The organism is Bradyrhizobium cajani (assembly GCF_009759665.1).
Lineage (GTDB): Bacteria > Pseudomonadota > Alphaproteobacteria > Rhizobiales > Xanthobacteraceae > Bradyrhizobium > Bradyrhizobium cajani.
The window spans coordinates 203541-223658 of the sequence record NZ_WQNE01000007.1; the positions used below are offsets into that span (position 1 = coordinate 203541).

General features: G+C 58.2%; 15 protein-coding genes and 2 pseudogenes. 10 read left to right on the plus strand and 7 right to left on the minus strand.

Annotation, left to right across the window (positions count from 1 at the left end; genetic code table 11):
* The first annotated feature begins 54 nt into the window (after window positions 1-54).
* The 4 genes from GPL20_RS11900 (at window position 55) to GPL20_RS11915 (ending at window position 5235) form a co-directional block, all read left to right on the plus strand.
* Entirely contained in the window at window positions 55-1257 is a 1203-nt protein-coding gene (locus GPL20_RS11900) for a CaiB/BaiF CoA transferase family protein (RefSeq protein WP_100233380.1), read from the plus strand.
* A 248-nt stretch (window positions 1258-1505) separates the two neighbouring features.
* Window positions 1506-2657 carry a glycoside hydrolase family 88 protein gene (locus GPL20_RS11905; RefSeq protein WP_157329672.1) on the plus strand — a complete coding sequence of 384 codons (1152 nt, stop codon included), beginning with the start codon at window positions 1506-1508 and terminating at the stop codon, window positions 2655-2657.
* A 172-nt stretch (window positions 2658-2829) separates the two neighbouring features.
* Window positions 2830-3759 carry a dihydrodipicolinate synthase family protein gene (locus tag GPL20_RS11910; RefSeq protein WP_157329673.1) on the plus strand — a complete coding sequence of 310 codons (930 nt, stop codon included), beginning with the start codon at window positions 2830-2832 and terminating at the stop codon, window positions 3757-3759.
* A gap of 9 nt (window positions 3760-3768) precedes the next feature.
* Window positions 3769-5235 carry an NAD-dependent succinate-semialdehyde dehydrogenase gene (locus GPL20_RS11915; RefSeq protein ID WP_157329674.1) on the plus strand — a complete coding sequence of 489 codons (1467 nt, stop codon included), beginning with the start codon at window positions 3769-3771 and terminating at the stop codon, window positions 5233-5235.
* Between the two features lie 183 nt (window positions 5236-5418).
* On the opposite strand, the gene GPL20_RS11920 is transcribed toward GPL20_RS11915, so the two are convergent.
* From GPL20_RS11920 to GPL20_RS11935, 4 genes are all read right to left on the minus strand, one after another.
* Window positions 5419-5853 carry a hypothetical protein gene (locus GPL20_RS11920; protein ID WP_157329675.1) on the minus strand — a complete coding sequence of 145 codons (435 nt, stop codon included), beginning with the start codon at window positions 5851-5853 and terminating at the stop codon, window positions 5419-5421.
* A 93-nt stretch (window positions 5854-5946) separates the two neighbouring features.
* Complete coding sequence (locus GPL20_RS11925) at window positions 5947-6849, minus strand: NAD(P)-dependent oxidoreductase (protein ID WP_157329676.1); 903 nt, start codon at window positions 6847-6849, stop codon at window positions 5947-5949.
* Between the two features lie 3 nt (window positions 6850-6852).
* A complete protein-coding gene (locus GPL20_RS11930) occupies window positions 6853-7533 on the minus strand; it encodes an HAD family hydrolase (protein WP_157329677.1) in 681 nt (226 codons plus the stop codon).
* Window positions 7530-9110, minus strand: coding sequence for an amidophosphoribosyltransferase (locus GPL20_RS11935; protein ID WP_246250372.1), 1581 nt, complete (start codon window positions 9108-9110; stop codon window positions 7530-7532). Before GPL20_RS11935 ends, GPL20_RS11930 begins: the two co-directional genes overlap by 4 nt.
* An 876-nt stretch (window positions 9111-9986) precedes the next feature.
* On the opposite strand from GPL20_RS11935, the gene GPL20_RS11940 reads away from it, so the two are divergent.
* From GPL20_RS11940 to GPL20_RS11950, 3 genes are all read left to right on the plus strand, one after another.
* On the plus strand, window positions 9987-10340 hold the full coding sequence (locus GPL20_RS11940) for a hypothetical protein (RefSeq protein WP_157329678.1): 354 nt from the start codon (window positions 9987-9989) through the stop codon (window positions 10338-10340).
* Window positions 10341-10427: 87 nt separating this feature from the next.
* Window positions 10428-11753 carry a DUF3422 family protein gene (locus GPL20_RS11945; protein ID WP_157329679.1) on the plus strand — a complete coding sequence of 442 codons (1326 nt, stop codon included), beginning with the start codon at window positions 10428-10430 and terminating at the stop codon, window positions 11751-11753.
* Window positions 11754-12425: 672 nt separating this feature from the next.
* Complete coding sequence (locus tag GPL20_RS11950; protein WP_157329680.1) at window positions 12426-12692, plus strand: hypothetical protein; 267 nt, start codon at window positions 12426-12428, stop codon at window positions 12690-12692.
* Window positions 12693-12835: 143 nt separating this feature from the next.
* On the opposite strand, the gene GPL20_RS11955 is transcribed toward GPL20_RS11950, so the two are convergent.
* Together GPL20_RS11955 and GPL20_RS11960 are read right to left on the minus strand one after the other, a co-directional pair.
* A complete protein-coding gene (locus tag GPL20_RS11955; protein ID WP_254124923.1) occupies window positions 12836-13423 on the minus strand; it encodes an Mpo1 family 2-hydroxy fatty acid dioxygenase in 588 nt (195 codons plus the stop codon).
* 442 nt (window positions 13424-13865) lie between these two features.
* Entirely contained in the window at window positions 13866-14843 is a 978-nt protein-coding gene (locus GPL20_RS11960; protein ID WP_157329681.1) for a LysR family transcriptional regulator, read from the minus strand.
* Window positions 14844-15001: 158 nt separating this feature from the next.
* Between GPL20_RS11960 and GPL20_RS39480 the strand changes: the two are divergent.
* Window positions 15002-15325: pseudogene (locus tag GPL20_RS39480) on the plus strand (Rieske 2Fe-2S domain-containing protein); the annotation flags it as partial.
* A 147-nt stretch (window positions 15326-15472) separates the two neighbouring features.
* Here GPL20_RS39480 and GPL20_RS11970 read toward each other — a convergent pair.
* Window positions 15473-18124 carry a PAS domain S-box protein gene (locus GPL20_RS11970; RefSeq protein ID WP_157329683.1) on the minus strand — a complete coding sequence of 884 codons (2652 nt, stop codon included), beginning with the start codon at window positions 18122-18124 and terminating at the stop codon, window positions 15473-15475.
* A gap of 1120 nt (window positions 18125-19244) precedes the next feature.
* On the opposite strand from GPL20_RS11970, the gene GPL20_RS40295 reads away from it, so the two are divergent.
* Complete coding sequence (locus GPL20_RS40295; RefSeq protein WP_373568188.1) at window positions 19245-19796, plus strand: strawberry notch-like NTP hydrolase domain-containing protein; 552 nt, start codon at window positions 19245-19247, stop codon at window positions 19794-19796.
* Window positions 19684-20094 (plus strand): annotated as a pseudogene (locus tag GPL20_RS11980) (DNA primase); the annotation flags it as partial. The gene GPL20_RS40295 and the pseudogene GPL20_RS11980, both read left to right, overlap by 113 nt.
* Between the last annotated feature and the right edge of the window lie 24 nt (window positions 20095-20118).

Below are 20118 nucleotides of genomic sequence, written 5' to 3' on the forward strand. Positions count from 1 at the left end.
TCAGAAATCGAGAGCAAAGCAGCTCGATCTCAGGTAAACCGAAAGCAGGAATGTATGGTCGATCTCTTGAAGGGCATTCGTGTCCTCAGCCTCAATCACTTTCTGATGGGTCCGGTCGGCGTGCAGTTTCTTGCCGACCTCGGTGCGGACGTGATCGCCGTGGAACCGCCCGGAGGGGCCTTTCAGAGGAAATGGGGAGGGGCGGACAAGCGGGTTGATGGCCAGTCGATGTTGCTTCTGACGGGAAACCGCAACAAGCGCAGCCTCACGCTCGATCTGAAAAAACCCGAAGCCGTGGCCATCGCCAAGCAACTGATCGCGCAATCGGATGTGATCGCAGAGAACTTCCGCCCGGGTGTGCTCGACAAGCTTGGTCTCGGGTACGATGATGCAAGGAAGATCAATCCGCAGATCATCTATGCCGCTGCCTCCGGCTACGGTCCTGACGGGCCCTACGTCGATCGCCCAGGCCAGGATCTCTTGATCCAGGCGTTATCAGGACTTGCGATGATCACAGGAAGCCGCGAGCAGGGGCCGCGGGCTGTCGGCGTTTCCGCCATCGATCATCACGGCGCCGCCTTGTTTGCGGCGGGGATCCTGGCTGCCCTGGTGAGGAAGGCGCGGACGGGGCAGGGCTGCCGCGTCGATGTTAGCCTGCTGTCGGCTGCGCTCGACCTGCAGATGGAATCTTTTACCTGCTACCTGAACGGCCAAAGGCCTGACGACGTCCGTCAGCCGGGCCCCGTGGCCGGCTGGTACTACGGCGCGCCTTACGGCATCTATGCGACGCGCGATGGACACATTGCGATCTCTTTGGGATCGCTGGAGGCGCTCTCAGACGCGCTTGGCCTTCCGGCCGATCAGCGAATTCCTGACGAGGAGGCGTATCGCCGGCGGGACGAGGCCTCAGCCATGATTGCCGCCAACGTCGCTAAACGCTCAACCACGGAATGCATCGTCCTGTTCGAGGCGCGTGGAATTTGGCACGCTGCGGTGAACGATTATGCCGACGTCGTTGCGGATCCGCAGATCGCGCACAACAAAAATTTCCAGGTCGTGACCGGCGCGACCGGAACTCCCATCACCCTTGTCAGCCATCCCGTCCGCTACGACGGCGAGCAGCCGGACGTGCGTTTGCCGCCGCAAAAGCTCGGTGCTCAAACGGAAGAGATTCTGAAGGAGCTGGGCTATGACGCCAGGAAATTGAAGCATCTTTACGATATTGGCGCCATCGGCGCTGCGGTCTCGCATCAATAAACGAACAAAGAGACCTTTCGAAAGTAACACGCTTACGTCAGGAGGGGCATGGTGATCGGCATAAACTTGCGCGCGGCTCTCCTTTCGGTGCTGCTGATGAGACGTGCTCCTCGGCAGCGATGCAACCAAGCAGGCTTGGAAGTCTCGTGAACACTGACCGTTCACGCCAGCCCAGGACTGTTCGTAGAGAACTTCAAGTTGCCGCCAGGCCAAAGCCGCGCGGCGAGTTTTATGTTGGACCAGAAGCCATGTCGGAAAACCAATATCTGCCCGCGCGCGAGCGTATGCTGAAGCGCATTGCCGAGACCAGGGACGCTGCACGCTCGGGCTTGCCGCATTGGGCCAGTGCTGCCGACGGAAAATGGACGTTTACGCCCGATGGTGATTGGACCGGCGGGGCATTTGTCGGTGAGCTTTGGCTCGCGCATCTCGCTGATCCCAGGCAGTTCCCAATCGAAGACGCGCGTGCTACGCTAGACCGAATGTTGCCGCGTGCCGAGCGCCTGACGGCCTTCAAGGGTTTCGGCTTCTATCATGCTGGGGCCCTGGCCAGCATCCTGTTCAAGGAAGAAAACGCGCGCGCGGTGGCTCTGACAGCTGCTAGGTCGCTTCGTGATATGTTCGATCCGCACCTCGGACTGATACCGTTGGGCAGCGATGCCGAGGAGGCGAACGCAGTCGGAGCCGCCGAGAGCAGCATCGACTCGCTCCAGGCGACAGGCCTGCTCTATTGGGCCGCGGAGGAGCTTTCCGATGCTCGGATGGAGGAGGTCGCCAATGCACATATGCGGCGTGTCCTCGAGATCCACGTACGGCAGGACAATTCAGTCATCCAGTCTTCCACCCTTGATCCACGCACCGGCCAGGTGCTCAGAACGCACACGCACAAGGGATATAGCGATATCAGCACCTGGGGCCGGGCGCAGGGATGGGCGATGCTCTACACCGCTCACGCCGCCATGGTCCGTCCGGAGGAACCGCTGTGGCGCGACTATGCCGTACGCCTTCTCGACTGGTGGATCGACCATGTCCCTGCGGATCTCATTGCCTTCTGGGATTTCGACGATCCGGCGATCCCCAACACCAGCAGGGATACTGCGGCCACTGCTATCGCTGCTGCCGCAGCGCTGCGCCTCGCATCCGCACTTGGTCCTGAGCGCGGCGCCAAATATCGGGCATTTGCAGAGCGCACAGTTACTCAGCTGATCTCGAAATTTCTGACACCGACTGCTCCCGATGATCCGCGCCCGCCTGGAATGCTCACCGGCGGCTGCTTCACCCGAAAGGCGATCGTGCGCGATATCGATGCGGCCCAGAACGTCGAGCTGATCTTCGGAAGCTACTTCCTGTTTGAATGCCTTGCCATCCTGACGGATCTGGTGCCGCCTGGCTGGATCTAATGAGGAGGCGCTAAAGGCTTCCAACGCGAGCAAGCCTCAAACCAATCTGTTTGTGACGCCAGGCCAGTCAATCTGTCCAAAAAGTGCGACGGCATCGGCTCCTCCTTGGATGTTCGCGATGGGCTGATCGAGTTCGACAGCAACTGACTGCCTCCTCTCTGGAAACCTCTACATGAGAAATGCGAAAACTCCCATCTATCGCGGCTTGTTCCCGGTCGCTCCGACGCCGTTTACGGACTCTGGAGATCTCGATCTCGAAGGGCAGCGACGCGTTCTCGATTGCATGATTGATCAAGGTGTGGACGGGATCTGCATTCTGGCGAACTATTCCGAGCAGTTCCTGCTGTCCGATCAGGAACGTGACATTCTGGTCGAACTCTGTCTTTCCCATGTCGCGGGCCGCAAGCCAGTCATGGTGACCTGCAGCCATTTCAGCACCCAGATTGCAGTGCAACGCGCCCGCTATGCGGCTGAACGTGGGGCAAGCCTCCTCATGCTGATGCCGCCTTATCATGGTGCAAGCCTCAAGGCGGATGAAGGCGCTATGATCGACCATTTCGGCCGAGTCGCAGACGCAGGCGGGATTCCAATCATGGTCCAGGACGCGCCGCTCTCCGGCGTGACATTGACGGTCCCGTTTCTCGTCCGGCTCGCTTGCGAGGTGCCGCTCGCCAGATATTTCAAGATCGAGGTGCCGTTTGCGGCTGCCAAGCTGCGCAGTCTGATCGAGCTCGGCGGTGAGGTCATCATTGGTCCTTTTGACGGGGAGGAAGCCATCACCATGATGGCAGACCTCGATGCCGGTGCGATCGGAACAATGTCAAGCGCGCTATTGCCCGATCTGCTCCGCCCAGTGCTCGATCATCATAAAGCGGGCTGCAGGCAGGAAGCCGCCCTTGCGTATGCAAGGGTGCTGCCGCTCATCAATTTCGAAAACCGCCAGTGCGGTCTGCGCGCGGCCAAGAGCGTGATGGCTGAAGGTGGCGTGATCAAATGCGAAACCGTGCGGCATCCGCTCGAGCAGATCCATCCCGCGACGAGAGCCGGACTGATCGAGCTTGCGCGTGAGCTCAATCCGCTGGCTCTTCGCTGGGCACATTGAGGTGAGGGCATGAAGCGCAAGGAGCAAGCGACCCAGTCAGAACCTGTTTACCCCATGATTAGGATGTTCATTGCCGGCGAATGGACAGAAGGGGAGGCAGATCGCTCCGAAAAGATCCTCAACCCCGCGACCGGACAGCCAATTGGCGAAACTCCTTATGCGTCACACGGCGATCTCGATCGTGCGATCATGGCCGCTAAGGAGGGCTTCGAGATTTGGCGAAAGGTTCCGGCCTTTGACCGATACAGGACGATGCGCAAGGCCGCCGATCTCATACGCTCGCGCGCAACCGACATCGCATCGATCATGACGCTCGAACAGGGTAAGCCGCTCAGCGAGTCGAGTGCTGAAGCGCTCCTTGCTGCCGATATCATCGACTGGCTGGCCGAGGAAGGGCGGCGCGCTTATGGGCGGATCGTGCCGGCGCGCTTTGCCAATATCGCCCAGCTCGTGACCAAGGAGCCGGTCGGGCCGGTTGCGGCATTTACGCCGTGGAATTTTCCGATCAACCAGGCCGTACGGAAGATCTCCGCCAGCCTTGCAGCGGGCTGCTCCATCATCGTCAAGGGACCTGAAGAAACGCCAGCGAGCTGCATGGAGCTGGTGCGTAGTTTCGTGGATGCGGGCTTGCCGGCGGGTGTGATCAATCTCGTCTTCGGGGTGCCATCCGAAGTCTCAGATTATCTCATACGCCATCCTATCGTCCGGAAAGTCTCCTTCACCGGTTCGACCGTGGTCGGAAAGCATCTCGCAGCCCTTGCCGGCGCCCATATGAAGCGCGCCACCATGGAGCTCGGCGGGCATGCGCCTGCCATCGTTTTCCCGGATGCCGACATCGAGAAAGCCGCAAGAATCTTATCGGCGAACAAGTTCCGCAATGCGGGCCAAGTCTGCGTCTCGCCGACGCGGTTTCTGGTGCATGAGAGTATCTATGAAGATTTCGTCAAGAGGTTCGTTGCCGAGGCCAGCGCGATCAAGGTTGGCAATGGCCTTGAAAGAGACAGCCGGATGGGGCCGCTCGCCAATTCGCGGCGGGTCGACGCAATGGAGAGCTTTGTCGCGGACGCTCTCGATTGCGGCGCCCAGTTGTGCACCGGCGGCAAGCGTATCGGCGATGCGGGATACTTCTTTGAGCCGACCGTCCTGACCGATGTTCCACCTCAAGCTCGCATCATGAATGAAGAGCCGTTCGGCCCCGTCGCCCCGATTGCGCGGTTCGAAACCTATGACGAGGTCGTCACGGAGGCCAATCGACTGCCTTACGGGCTCGCCGCCTACGCCTACACGCGATCCGCCGCAACGATGGCCGCGATCGGGGCCGATCTTCAATGCGGCATGGTGTCGATCAATCATCATGGGCTTGGGCTTCCCGAAGTGCCCTTCGGAGGAACGAAGGAATCCGGCTTCGGTTCGGAAGGTGGCCTCGAGGCAATCGAGAGCTATCTGAACACCAAATTTGTGAGCCAAGCGAGCTAGACTCGGAATCCAAATTCCAAACCGGAGCAGAACGACTTCGTTAGTGCGGCCGGATCGCCTCAAGCGCGCCGCTCTTCTCCGCTGGCAGACCGGTACGTCTGCCTTCTCCCCAGACTTCAGCCGCTGTCGGTGCAACCCGGCAGCGGTTCTTTTTCTTTGCTGGACTGACACCTTATTGTTCATTCAGGCGGGAGCAGAAGTAAGATACTTTGGCCGGCAAATGAGCGCGGACGGATAACAGCTGTGTGTGCCAAAGCCCTCAAACCTCCGCGCCAATGATAGCCCGCGAGCACCACGAATATTGGCGCGGCCCAGCATGACCACGCCTGGAAGATCCCGGCGAGGACCCATCTCGCGCGCATAAGCGCACAGATGCGGAGCAGGAAGATCGTGGAGAACCGACAGGTCCATTTCCAGTATACCCGGTTCGACCGCATCACCAAAGGCCATATCGATAACGATACGGGCCTTAGCGGTATCGACCAATGCGTCGGCGCTGATCCGCAGGCCGCCATACTCGGATTTCTCGCGAATGCGATTGACCTTGACGCTGTTTGGATCGAACTCCATCCCATCGTTATAAGAAACGCCGCTGTCTTCTTTGAAGATGCGGACCATCTCGCCGTGATCATCGGTCTCGATGCCGAGGGATTCCAGGGGACACCACGGGGTGGTGGAAAAAAATGGCCCGCATGGAGTCATACGAAGCGTTTATGGCCGGGCCAAATGTGGTAGGGTCAGTTCACCTTTGCCTGCGACAACCGAGAGCTTGAATTCATGGGCGGCAGCATCCAGGACCGGCACGGAAACGGCACTCTCGCGCGCTAGGCGCACAGCACATTCGATGTCCTTTGCAGCATTTGCAATCGAGATTGCCAGTGCATCTGGTTTCTCTCCCAGCAAAAAGGCGGCGAAGGCTTGGAATATTCCACTGTTCGTAGAGCCCCGACTGACCAAAGAGCGTAGCGTTACAAGATCTATCTGAAGACCATCCGCGAATTGGCAGACCTCGGCGGCGACCGCAGCTATGCCCATAGTCATGCTGTTGTAAACAAGCTTGAGCTTGTGGCCGTGTCCGACATCTCCAACATGCATAATCGTCTCGCAAAACGCAGCAAGAATGCGTTCGGCGACTGGAAAGAGTGTTGCATCCGATCCAACCATCGCATTGAGAAGGCCGAGCTCTGCTTGCTCGGGGCTTCGTGTTACTGGAGCATCAATAAAACTTAGACCTCGTCTTTGGGCCGTTTTCGCCAACGCAATGGTCGATGCGGGGTACGAGGTCGTACAATCAATTATCAAACCTCCTCGGCACATGTGATCAAACAGTCCGTCGTGATCGAGGCACACCGTCTCAACTTCGCGGCTGGACGGTAAGGACAACACCACCACACTTACATGCTGCGCCAACTCAGCGATCGACGTATGCTCGCGGGCCCCTGCACCTGTCAGGCGATCAGCACCGAAGCGGTTCTTGTTGACTTTGATGTGGAGTTCGCGTTGCTGACGCAGCAGGCTGATGCCTATACCTGTTCCCATGCGCCCCGCTCCGATAAGCCCTACGCTCTGCTTGATCAGTCTGGGAGCCGCGCTTGCTGATGGTCCCTTGCTCATGACTTAGCATTCCGAAAAGTAGCCACGGCTTTGCAGGATGGGCAGCAGCTCGTGATGGTTGTTGATCGTGTAATCTGGACGCGCGGCTTGCAGGCGCGAGGTCGAAACAAATCCTCCGGTAATGGATATGCTTGTCAGACCGAGATTACGTGCAATATCAGTCTCCACGGGCATATCGCCGATGATGAAGGTTGATGCGGGCTTCAGGTCGTAGCTTTGCATATAAAGCCGAAGTCGCTCTCCTTTGCTCATCGATTTGTATTGCGTGGCGCGGCTTTCAAAAGCGAGCACATCGGTGATGTAGTGATCTACTCCAAGCCTCCTCAGCTGGGACTGTAGAGGCGCGACTATGTGGTTGCTGAGGATGATGAGTAGAGCGGATTGTCGTCGCGCTATCTCGAGCACTCTGCGCGCCCCCTCACGTAGATCGGCCTTGTCCGCAAGAGGCTCGTATAAGTCGTGAAACAGTGCGCCATCGTCACGCTCCACTGCCCCAATCTCTTCGCGCGACATTCCAAGGCTAAGGTAGAGACGAGAGAGGGGAACATCACAATGATCTCGAAAGGTCTTTATATCGATGCTCGGACGACCAAAGCGGTCCAAAATGACATTGGTCGTTTCGAGCAGCGCGTACGTGTCATCGAGCAGTGTTCCGTTCCAGTCAAATACGAGCGCGGGCTTCATGATCCTGACCTCAGACGGGGATTGACGGGAAAAGCCGCCAGCAACGCTGCCAAGTTTCTGGCCGCGCGCTGCCGTCCAGCGGGGGTGGGCATCTCCAACGTGAAGGGGGACAAATCGATGCCCTCTAGCCTGTTGGCCAATATGGATACTAGGGCGCGGAAAGGCAGATAAGTTATTGTTGCTGCTTGGATCGCCGTCGCAATGTTGCTTTCAATGAGTCTGAGGGCTGGCGGGTCCATCCTGTGAAAGCTAAGGCACTGGGCGCGCAGTTCGGGCGGCAACCGCTTCAATGCCTGCCAGAATGCGAGCTCATCTAGCGTATCAATACCCATGCCGTAGTAGTTTGGAGCAACTATAGGCGGCGAACCAATCGCCCAATGTACGGCCTTGGCTCCAGCGGCAAGGAGCATCGTTGTGACGGCTTGGCTGGTATCGCCTCGAATGAGGGCCTCGTCGACAACTATTATCGTCCGCTTAGCGACGGCAGGTTCCGACACTCGATACTTCTGAGCAATGCGAGATTGCCGGGCCCTGGGTTTGCCCAGGAGCGTTCGCTCAGGAAATTGCGTTGCCACTGCGTCACGGCGCTCGGCGAGAACGCCCTGTTCGGCGAGAGAGTCAAACAGACCGTCGGCGTACGGCCCCCCAGTATTTGGCATGGAGGACACGATTGGCGGCATCAAGAATGGCTCTGCTTGAACTCGCTCCGCAACAATTCTCCCCAAGGCGAGCCCGATGTTGTAACGAGTCTGGCGATGTGAATGGCCTTCGACCGACGTGTTCGGACTTCCCAAATAGAGAGTCTCGTAGGCGCAGAGTTTGGCCTTACATCCTCGGCTGTTCAGGGGGTGGTCAACGCTGCCGCCCGTCTTAGCATCCACGCGCTGTATGCTCCCAGCCGAGAGCTGCTGGATCTTACCTTCCAAGCCAGCGAAGGCACAAGTTTCAGAAGCAAAGAGCAACAATCCATCGTTTGTCCGCATAGTCTCCAATGGTCGCAAGCCGCTTCGATTGCGGTATGCAACAAGATCTCCGTTCTTATCTAGCAAAAGCGCGGTAATGGCACCATCGATACGATCATCAAGCTCGCGAAAGATAGCTTCGTAGTCTGCGGGCAAGCCGTGACGCCAATATTCTTGTTCGCAAGATCGTTCAATCCACCTCAGCAAGAGCTCGGTGTCTGTGTTGGGAGCTATCAGTTGGCCCTGAGCGCGTAATTCGCTCCTGAGTTCACGGGCGTTCACCAAGGCGCCATCCAGAGAAATTGCAAAATGGCGGCTAGGAATTGACTGCACATCGCCGTCACCCCCAGTTCCACAGGATCTGCTACGGATCTGGGCGATTGCGACATGAGGCCGAAGGCGCGGCTCCTGTTCGATGCAGTCAATGCGCACTGAATTGTCGTTCGATTGAAACGCCCTTCCGCATCGGATCCCACGCTCTTGCATGAAGGCGGAGACCACGACACCTGCTTGCCCACGGAGTGCAAGTGTCGGAATCATTTTCTTTAGCTGATCAACAACGCGCGGCGATGGTTCGCTTGAAGCGCAGAGAAATACACCGGCGACACCGGACATATAAGTCACCTACTTGTTAAGGAGCCGATCTGGCGGGCCGCCTCGCATGGCAAATCTGCCTATGAAGGCGAAACTTCGGTTCATCCTTAGCAAGCGTCGTACCAGTACTCTGAGTATACGGGCTGGCATTTCTGGAGCGAGGAGAATTGGAAGACGAGGCATTCTAGCCACTCAGTGCGTCTTGTGCGTCGTTCAGGCCCTCACACGGTGTTCAAGATGCGACGACAGTGAGGGAAAAGCGCCACGGCAAGCCACCAAAGCGGGTCTTTACGGGCTCTAAGCAGGCCAGATAGGGGCGACCTGGTATTTTCGAATTTTGCGAGCAAGAATCGGCAGATGATGCAGCGCGAGTGCATTGCGCGGTTGCCGAGACCGGCCCGCCGGGTCTGGACAGACGAAGTGCGCCCGTCCGTGTGCGGGTCAGAGCAACGAATGGACTCAAGCTAACCTGCGTTCTTTGGCCAAGTCACATTTGATGCCGCTGTGCGCACGCTGGTCCGAACACGGCATGAACGGAATAGGGTCTGCCTCGCTGCGACAACCGGTCGAGCCGCAACGCTTGCGCTGCAGGAGAGGCTCTATGCTTGATCCAGTCAACCTCACGCGACGTGACGTTATCAGCCATCGCCGAGCCTTGCCCGGTGGGCGCGCGGGGTCACTCGCATGGCTCTGCATCGACAAATCCAACCAGAGCGTGGCCGCTCAAACAATGGCAGCGTCCGGGTGAGCGATCACCTTGCCGAAAACAACCCCTTCACTGTGGCCTGTGCCACGTGCGCATTCTGTGAGAATACAAGCGCCCTCATGTCTGAACCGCCTCCGCCTGTCTTCGAAAGCCACATTGCGCAAAAAAGACGCGAGAGTGCCCCTTCTATAGTGCTGGCCCAAATCCTGCACCGGCTCTCGGCGCCAGGAGGTCTGGCGCCGGCAAAACATGGGAGCCGAGTTTGGGCCTCGATCCGTCAATCGACAATGCGGTTGCCGCACCGGAAGTCGTTTATCTGCACCACGCTGGGAGAACGGAAGACGTTCCTGCTTGCCACGGCCTCGCGCGGCATCGGTCATCCCACCGGACAACTGCTTTCAGAAGAGCGCCTGGCGTCATTCGAAAGCTGGATGAGGCGGCACCATCTCAATCTGCCTGGCCTGACCTTCCTCCCGCAAGACCTCTTTCCCGAGTTCAGGGCGGCCTCGGTAGTGATCATCGACATGACTCGATCAGCAAGCTAGCCGCGCGCAACCGTTTCCCAGCACCGCCATTGCCTCCCGCGTCAAGGCTGACGGTTGCCTGCTCACTCTGAAGGGAGGCGTCAATACATGATCGATGAACTGGATCTGCGAACCTTCACGCCACATCCGCAACGCGACGCTGTGCTCGGCGAAGTGCACGCGCGCCCCTTCACGCGCCTTGTTTCGCCCTTCAGCGTGATCCACTTCGCGTTTCTTGCACAGGGCGAGGCGGCCACAAGCGATCGCTGCCGTTTTATCGATTTTTGCCTGGAGCGCAATCTTACGCCGCCTGAGCAATCGGCGAAACTTCATCAGATTGTCATCGGGCCCGCTACGCTACGCTGGGAGCAGCATTCGGAATTTACAACCTTCACGTGGATCTGGACTAACGCAAATTGTTCTGCCGCAGACCATTTTAACAAAGTTGATGGCACCGTCCGATCGCTGATCCGCGCGTTACGTCAGACCGGACAGTTGCTGGTCGCGATCAGGCTAGAAGTGGAGCGGGACGCCTCGCCGACCAGGAGGGCCGAACAGATTTTTGACAAGAACAGCCTGGCCATGGTCGCCACAAAGAGCGGCGCAGCAGTTGCCGCTTCAGACTTCCGCGTAGACGAAAAAGGCTTCACGAAAATCCTCGTCTGCGACCTCGGGTTGACGTCGCACGATCTCGGAGCGCTGGTGCAACGGCTTCTGGAAATCGAGACCTACCGTCCATTGGCGCTGCTTGGCCTGTCGGCGGCCCTTGAGCTTGCACCATCTGTTGATCGCATCGACCGCCGTCTTGTAGAGGCGCTCGAGAAAATGCAAACCGGTGAGGGGCTGCAGTTCAACAACCATCTGCTTGCCGAGCTGACGGCTCTGGCCGCCTCCTTCGAAAGAGGGGCGACTGGCAGCCTGTTTCGATTCGGCGCCAGCAGGGCCTATAACGAGCTGGTCCAATCGCGACTATCCATCATCGAAGGCAACGATGTCTCGGGCTATCCAACCTGGTCGTCGTTTCTGGCACGCCGGATGGCGCCGGCGATGCGAACCTGCGCAACTGTGGAGGATCGCCAGGCAACTTTGTCGGTCAAGCTCGCGCGAACCGCCGATTTGTTGCGAACCCGGGTCGACGTCGAAATCGAACGACAGAATCGTGACCTGTTGCAGGCAATCAACGAGCGCGCGAGACAGCAACTTCGGCTGCAGTGCACGGTCGAAGGATTGTCGGTTGGGGCGATCGGATATTATGTGGTCAGCCTGTTTAGTTATCTTGCCAAGGGCGCGCATGATGTCGGACTGCGAGTAGAGCCCTCGTTCTTGACCGCAGCCTTCGTGCCGATCGCGGTCGGCGTGATCTGGCTGGTGAGTTACAATGTCCGAAAGCGACACCTCAAGCATGATGACGCGCCCTCTGTTACTTTCGACTAAAACTCCTTGAGGGAATCGGTGCGTCCGTCCTGCGAAGCTCGCATAGTCGGAGTGCGACGCTGCCGCAAGATCGCGACCGGCTCCTGCGCAAGGTAATGCCCCGCCCGGACGAGCCGGGCGAGTGGATCGGGTCAGTCGCCGTTGCGACGGCTGGGACGGGACCAGATCAGGCTGAAGCCCTCACCTTCCTCGTTGCCCCGGCCGATCTACTCGGGCGGGGCGACATTGTTCTGAGCCGACAGGCAGAAAAGTGAGATGGGAGAATTATGTTGCAGCGAATAGCGACACCGACTTCGCTATTTTGCCTCCGCGATGGGAGACGAATGTGTCTTCCGGGGGAGCATCTTGGCGTCCATCGTAACAACGAACTCGTGCTGTGGAAGGAAAAGTGGCCGCAGGAGCCGAAGTGCGCGCGACTTATTCCGGTCGGCCTGTTCTCCTGATTTTGGTCAGCTCGTTCGATCGGAACCATGCTGTGTAAGTTGATCCTTAAGCAGCTGCCGGCACCCTGAAGATCTTCAACGCGAAAATCAATGGGGCGAAGGCCAACAAGGCTCCAGTTGGCTCGTGCCATCGCTCCGCTCGACCATGCGCGGTCCTCGCCCTGACCGGGATCGATCGCTGGCGCGATGAGGATGCTGCTGCCATGGACGATGATCACTTCGAAGCTTAATGCTGCGCGCCACGATGTGTCTTGAATATACCACGATACCCAAGATCAAAGCGCAAGCTCACTCACCGGCCAGACCATCATATCGCCAGACGCTCGCGGTCGGCCTCGAGGTGCGAACCGCCTTCCTGGTGGCGCACCGGCTCGACGACATCGAAATCTATGCCCAGATCGATGAGGGGGGTATCGCACGCATCGCCGACTTTATGCCGACCTCTTGCGTCATGGATAGATCAGGTCGAGTCGTGGTTGGAGCCCTGCTTGGCTGAACTCATCAAAATAGATTCAACGAGTTACGCAGGCGTCCGTCGGGAAGTCTAGAGGCCGGCATCCCCACCTTCATCGAGCTGCGCACAAAAATCCAAAACATTCAAATTGACCCTCGCGAAGCGACGGTAGCGAGAAAATATGTTCACCGGAAAGGCGCCTGGCGACGCTTCCCGACGATGACGCCGAGATCGTGCCGAAAGCCGAGCGCGACAACCAACTTCGCCATGACAAACATGGGTCCGACCAATAGATGGCTAGGATTGTCGACCATTGCCGGCCGCCGGCGCTCGAACACCGAGTGCCCAATGATCAGCGACGCAACGCCGAGCACAATCAGGGCGGCAGTAAGCGACCACATCCCGACGGTCGTCACATGCTTGAGGATCACGGCCGCAGCTCCAAGCAATGCGATCACAGCGCCAAGGATCGCGGCGCCAAGCTCGAAGTCGAGCACGAACCAAAGGATCAGCACAGGCGCGAGCGCGATGGCCGCCACGCTGATGTGGATCCCGAATAGTGTGATGACCCAACGGCTGAGCGGAAGACTGACAGCCAGAAACAAGAACAGGATGCCGAAGACGTGCATCGCGCAATTCCAGGGGGCGCGATGATACTCCACGTAATCCGCGAGCAGCCGATGGAAAGAGGAGTTCAAGCCGCACTCGCCTTGCTGGCTGTGTCCGCGGCCACGGCACGATTCATCGTCTGCCAAACCCATCTGCTGGCCCACTGTCAAAAAACATCTTCGGTGCTTACGCGCAGGAAAGCCTCATGTCAAATCTACCAAAAACATCATACTTGATAGATTCGTGTAACTTGCTCTTTCGAATATGTTCGATGACGAAGACGGCGAAGGCCACAGGTTCGTTTCGTCGTCGCCGGGCAAGACCGAGCAGTAAGCTTGGTGCGCGCGCTCGATCCGCGCGGAAGCAACTCTCTTTGAAGCCGACAGCATGGCACCGGCAACCTCGGTTTTCTCGTTCCGATCCGCGTTGCAGGACGGCCAGAGCTCGTCCGATTGGAACTTAACGAAGCCGCCTCATCTGATCGGACTGCCGGAAACCGACTTAGTCGTGCAGGGCCGTCGGCGAGTCGGCGGCTTAGTGAGAATAGAGGAGGGGTCGTCAAATTCGAAAGGAGCGGAGAGACCGACGTGCCGGCAGGCAGCCAATTCAAGCTCTGGAATTGGCACCGCCGCGGGTGCGCCCAGACGGCGCGGCGAGAGCCGCCTTGTACGGCAGAGCGCCGGCAATTCGGACCATGAGTTGCCGCAGCCACCGGTGGGCGGCGGAATGATGCGTCCGGGACGTCCAGGTCATCCCGATCTGAAACGGTTCGGGGAAAGGACATGACGTTGCTATGACGGATTTGGCGATGTTCGAAGCGATGCGGCTTGGCACCGTCGAGATCAGATCCGTGCCGGGGAGAATGTGGGTGAGATCTGAGATGCTCGGTACCGTGACTACCCGGTTGAGCGACAGACCGCGTTCATCGAGCTCTCTGAGGTAGCCTGAGCGCCAGGTGCCGCCATAGGTGACGACGGCATGGCTCGCCTTGACATAGTCGTCGACGCGCAGCCTTCTGCCGGCGAGCGGATGGCCGCGGTGCATGACGCACACGTAGTGGTCATCCAGCAGATTGCGATGATAGAGGCTGTCCTCCTGCACGTCGTAGGGGCCGAGGAGAAGATCGGCTTCGCCGCGTTTGAGATATGCGATGCCTTTGGCGCGTGCCGCCTTGATCTCCAGCACCAGGCGCGGCGCTAGGCGCCTAATCTCGGCGATTGTACGCGGCAGAATCATCGAGCGTTCGTAATAGTTGCAGGCGATCGTGACCCGCCCGGACGCTCTGGCGGGATCAAAATCCGTCGGCTGCATGAGGCCCTCAAAGCCCTCAAGCAGGCGGCTGGCACACTCGACGATCTCGACGCAGCGGGGCGTTGGCGCGATACCGCCGCGCTGGCGCACGAACAGCTTGTCGTGGAACGCCGCGCGTAGCCGGTCCATCGTGTAGCTGATCGTCGATTGGTTCGTACCGAGCACTTCGGCGGCTTTCGAAAACGAACCCAGTTCCGACACCAAGCGCAAGGTACGGATCGCGGCAAAATCAATCGCGAGTGGATCCCAATCTTTCGCCATCTCCTTAAACATCCTCCTCGCGTGGCCCAAGCCGCCATATCGAAAGAGTAGATAAGGGATATCAACTCTGTCCGATTGTCCGATGGCTATTGCCAACGCAATCTGCTCGAAAATGGGAGTTAAGACGGCAAGCCCGCGACCATCGACTAAATCATGGAGATAGCTGCACCGTGAACGCACCAAAACCCTTTCCGCTCAATGCCTGGTACGCGGCTGCATGGTCCCACGAGATCGCCCGCGAGCTTTCCGCCCGCACCATCTGCGGCAAGAACATCGTGCTCTATCGCCGCACGGACGGCGCCATCGCAGCGCTGGAGGATGCGTGTTGGCACCGGCTGCTGCCGTTGTCGCTGGGGCATCTCAAGGGCGATGACGTTATGTGCGGCTATCACGGGCTGGTCTTCAATTCGGCGGGCCGCTGCTCCTACATGCCTGCACAGAAGACGATCAATCCGTCGGCCTGCGTGCGTGCCTATCCGGTCGCTGAGCGGCATTATGGGCCGATCCGAATTGGACGGCATCTGAACCTCCCACTGCAAAAGATTCGCTTCGATGCATCGATGCGTTCGCTTGAAGCATAAAGACATAAACCTGTCGGGCCATCAGCTTTTTGCGATCGCGCCGATACTCAAAGCTCCCAATCAGGGCGCGACCGGCAAGGCAAATCGAAAGGTCGCGCCCGGCTCTTGCTTGCGGACGATCGATAGGCGGCCTCCATGAGCTTCTATGATCGAACGACAGATCGACAGACCCATTCCAAGGCCAGTTGATTTGGTGGTGAAAAACGGATCTAAGATGCGGACCCTATCATCCTCAGCGATTCCGCCCCCGCAATCACTCACAGAGAGCTGCACGCGGCCGTTATTGTCCTTTGATGATTGAACCACCAGTTCGCGCGTACGGTCGTCAACTGCTTGCATCGCCTCGATTCCGTTCATCACCAGATTGATGATCACCTGTTGCAGCTGAACCCGGTCACCGAGGATCGTGGGAAGTGTTGGCGCCAGCTCAGTTCGCAGGGTCACTTGGTGATTAACCAGCTCACGTGTCACCAACGCGATGGCCTCGTTCACGACCTCATTGATGTCGAGCGCTACCCTCTCGATATCACCTTTCTTCGCAAGCGTGCGGACCCTGCGGATGACCTCATTTGCCCGCATCGCATCCTCGATGATCCACTCTACTGATCGGCGCGCGCCGGCAACATCCGGAGTTTCGCGGCCTATCCAGCCGAGGCACGCATCGGCGTTGCTGATAATGGCCGCAAGCGGCTGGTTTACCTCGTGGGCGATTGAGGCTGTTAGTTCCCCCAGCGTGGTCACGCGCGTAACATGCGCAAGATCTGCCTGTGCCTTCCGCAGCTCTTGTTCTGCCTGATCTGCGCGAATTTTTGCCGTGATGTCGGTGGCGACGCCACGGTAGCCGCGAAAGTTGCCACTTTCATCAAAAAAAGGCTTGCCACTGGTCCGGAAGTAAATTGCCGTCCCAGTCGCGCTGATGGTGCGATAGATCAGATCGCGAAATGGGAGATGTGCGTTGAGTCTCGCCCGATGCTGCCGCCACTTCTCCGGTTCTTCTTCAACGTCGCACGCAATTTCCCAGCGAGGCAGGCCAATGGCCCCTGTGGCCAAGAGGCCCGTAGCGCTCGTGTGCTCCGATAAGGTGAGCCGGTGGTCTGGCCCGGTCTCCCATAGCCAATCGGAAGCAGTTTCCGCGTAGTCACGGAAACGTTGCTCGCTCTCACGTAGCGCAGCAAGGGTGTTTTCTAACCTTTCCCTGGCTGCGTGTTGCTCAGTGATATCGATATGCGTTCCGATGAGCTCGACGGTCGAGCCATCGCTTCCCAACACGGCGTGCGCAATGGCATGTATGTGCCGTATCGCGCCATCGGGAAGACAGATCCGAAAATCATATTCGAAGTTCCCTGATTTCTGTTCAATAGCCCGACGTTGCACTTCCTGCTGCAGCGGCAAATCATCTGGATGAATACGGGAACGGATGGCCTCAAGCGTCACGGGCTCTTCCGGATCGAAGCCAAACAAACGACTGACTTCGACGGAGCGATATGCAAAACAGCGACGCTGGCAGTCCCAGGCCCAAGTGCCTGTGCGACTGAGCTGCTGCGCGTCGGCGAGATAGGCCTCGCTACGGCGTAGTCGCCGTTCCGTCTGCTTCGCTGCTGTGATGTCGATCGCCGCCCCGACAAACTCGACATCGCCAGATGCTGTTCTCGTGGCCCGTGCTAGTGCGTGAATGTGCTTTATTGATCCGTCGGGCATCAGCAGTCGGTATTCGTGCTCGAAGTCCTCGCCTCGCGATGCTCGATCCAACGTCTCCTGGACGGAAGCCTTATCCTCTGGGTGGGTGCGGTCAAGGACGTGTTGCGGTGTCGGTTTGACGTCTGGATCGTATCCGAAAAGCCGGAAATTCTCCTTCGACCAAAAGACCTCGCCGGCGGCGTTCCAGCCGAAGCTGCCGGTGTGACTCAATTCCTGCGCCTGTGCCAAATGGGCTTCGCTTCGCTGCAGCGCAAGTTCTGTCCGCTTTTGCTCAGTGATATCTTCGCAGGCAATGAGGACGATGGGCTTGTCTTCGGCCCACAGCATGGCTTTGGCGTTTTCGCGTACCCACAGCACCGAGCCATCCTTTCTGATTTTTTGGATGTCCCAGGTGCGCGCCTGGCCGATATCTGTAAGACAACTCCCAATGCATTTGCTAACGAGCTCATGATCGTTTTTCGGAAAGACCTGCAGTACGGATAGGCCGATTAGTTCGACTGGCGTATAACCGAGTTGAGTCGCTCCGAAAGTATTGACGTTCAGGACCGTCCCGGCTTCATCAACCATGAAGTACATGGCCGGGTTATGCTCAAAGATCGCCCGCCACAGTTTCTCGCGAGTATGCAGATCGGCCGCACTGTGCCGTAGCTTGGCTGCGGTCTCACGCGCAAATTCCCCTTTGTGACGAATTTTTCCTATCAGGTGCGTTCCGACGATTGACGCAGTAAGGAAAGCGACAACCACCAAAAGGTCCTGGGGATCGTCGATCCGAGGACTGAACGTGGGCGGCGTGAACACGTAGGCTAAGGTAGCGACGGAGAGGATAGAAAGGACCAGCGATGCGATGAAGCTGCCCATCAGCGCAAACAGCAAGATCACCACCAGATAAGCGAATGCCGTGGCCGCGAAAGGGCTGTGAATATACAAAGAAGCCAGCGTCACCGCCGCTTGAGTAATGCTACCCAAGATAAACTGCGTTCCTGAACGTTCCAACGTGGTAAGCTGGTTAAACATGTCTGTAGCCGTCCGGCCTTCTGGCGGGATAGATTAATGATCAGACAAAAAATACAGTAATTTATCCGACCCTGACAGGTGTTCCTAAGCGCTTTCTACGTCGGCCGCTGAAATAAGCACAGTCGTAACAAGGCATTACAAACCTTCGTATATGCCTTTTAAACCTTAGATATCCAACGCTCCCACAGGAAGTTACCTTCGTCTCATGCTTAGCCATCCTCCTTGAATAGCGTGCCGCAGCCTTGGGTTGCCGTCCGGTCAATCACAATTTCATCGCTCACTCCGAAGTTGGTACTCGTGCTGGATGCCGGGCGTGGCTATGCAGGTGTTCAACGGCATGATCTCCGGAAGGGGCTGGCAGCGGTTTGCGGTGCATGCGGATCGATTATCTTGAAATCGATCGGACCGAAGTTCGTAACGATTTTCTTGGTATTCGCTGTTTCGGCTCACTAGAAGCGCCCGCCGTCTTTAGCGATGCAGCAGCGTTATCGAAACACGATAAGAGGTCTCTGTCGTACCGCTTGCACGATGGCTTCCACTGCGCTGGCAGCGAGCGCCAGCCGCGTCGATAAGAGTATGACTGCGGCGCCGCAAGCACGAAAGTCACCTGCGCTTCGGAGATGCATGCCGTACTTCATGGAGTCACCGGCGCCGCACGGCACTACACACTATACGCCTCCGCGGTCGCTACGACGCGATGTTGGGATGCGCCATAGGACCTGGTTTCAATCTCATGGCCGCGACCGGCTTTTGGGTTTGGAAAACGGCCAAGGAGGCCTGCGAGGCGGCAGCCGTCCAGTCCCTTCGCAAATATGGATCGGTTAACCCGGGCAACTGAGGATCGCCGATTTCCATGTTGCCGATGCTTTCGAAAAGCTACGTGGCTCTCACGATCCATACACACAGCTGCGAAGATAGTCAGTCCCTTGAGCAGTTGTCGACGCAGCACTGCGTTGGCTGCATCTTGATCGACAATTGGGCAGTCGGACAGCGGTCCAGCGTCTGGACTAACAAGTCGGGCAAATCGACCGAAGATGCGTAGCGTGACGAGTTCAGACTGAATATAGAGCGGCTGCTCATCAGGCATTTCCCACGGTCCCGCCTAGGCTCGCCAATCCGGATCCGGCTCACTGAAGTCGTCCTTTTTACAACCCACGCCGCGCTACGCGCCGATCGACGATGCAAGAGGCTTTCGCGCATCAGGCACATTGTGGAATGGCTAGACCCTGACGTCGACGGAGTGGCTGCTTTCGACGAGTCCGATGTGTCGGCAATGACGGCCGACGTCGCGTCTGCGGCAATCAATGACTGGCGGAGCGTTTTCAAGGTCGCAGAAGGCCTCCAGTGCCATTGCGTACATGTGATGGATGTCCATCGAATTGAACTCTCCGGGTTCAATGTCACGATGCGGAGCCGTCTCAAGGTTTACGGCCTCTTTTGCGAGATAATCTCCTGGAAGCTGCACGTGTTCATCCGCGCAAATAGGATCGGAGCTGGGATCCGCACTAAAGTGCTGGAGCACTATCTGTTCGACTGGGGGACCGAGCGGGGGCCGAATGATGGGACGCCACCCGCACGATCTGGCACATCGTCTTGCGCACGAAGCCGAGGCGGTGTGCCGCTACTATCTCTCGAAGGGCCGGCGCCAAGGCAGCTACTGGATGGTCGGTGATGCCCGCAATACCCGAGGGCGCTCCATGTTCGTCCGACTGATAGCCTCGCCTAAGGGGCAAGCCGGCAAGTGGATGGACGCCGCAACGGGTCAACATGGCCACCTGCTCGACGTCATCCGCGAAAGCTGCGGGCTTCTCCATTTCCGCGACGTCGCAGACGAGGCGCTGCGATTTCTCAACTTGCCTCGATCGGATCCTGCCCCATCGCCCAAGGTTACGCACAATAAGCCGCTGGCTCGTTCGCCCCAGGCGGCCGCGCGCCTCTTCGCCATGTCGCAGCCGGTCACTGGAACCCTTTGCCATCTCCTTAAACATCCTCCT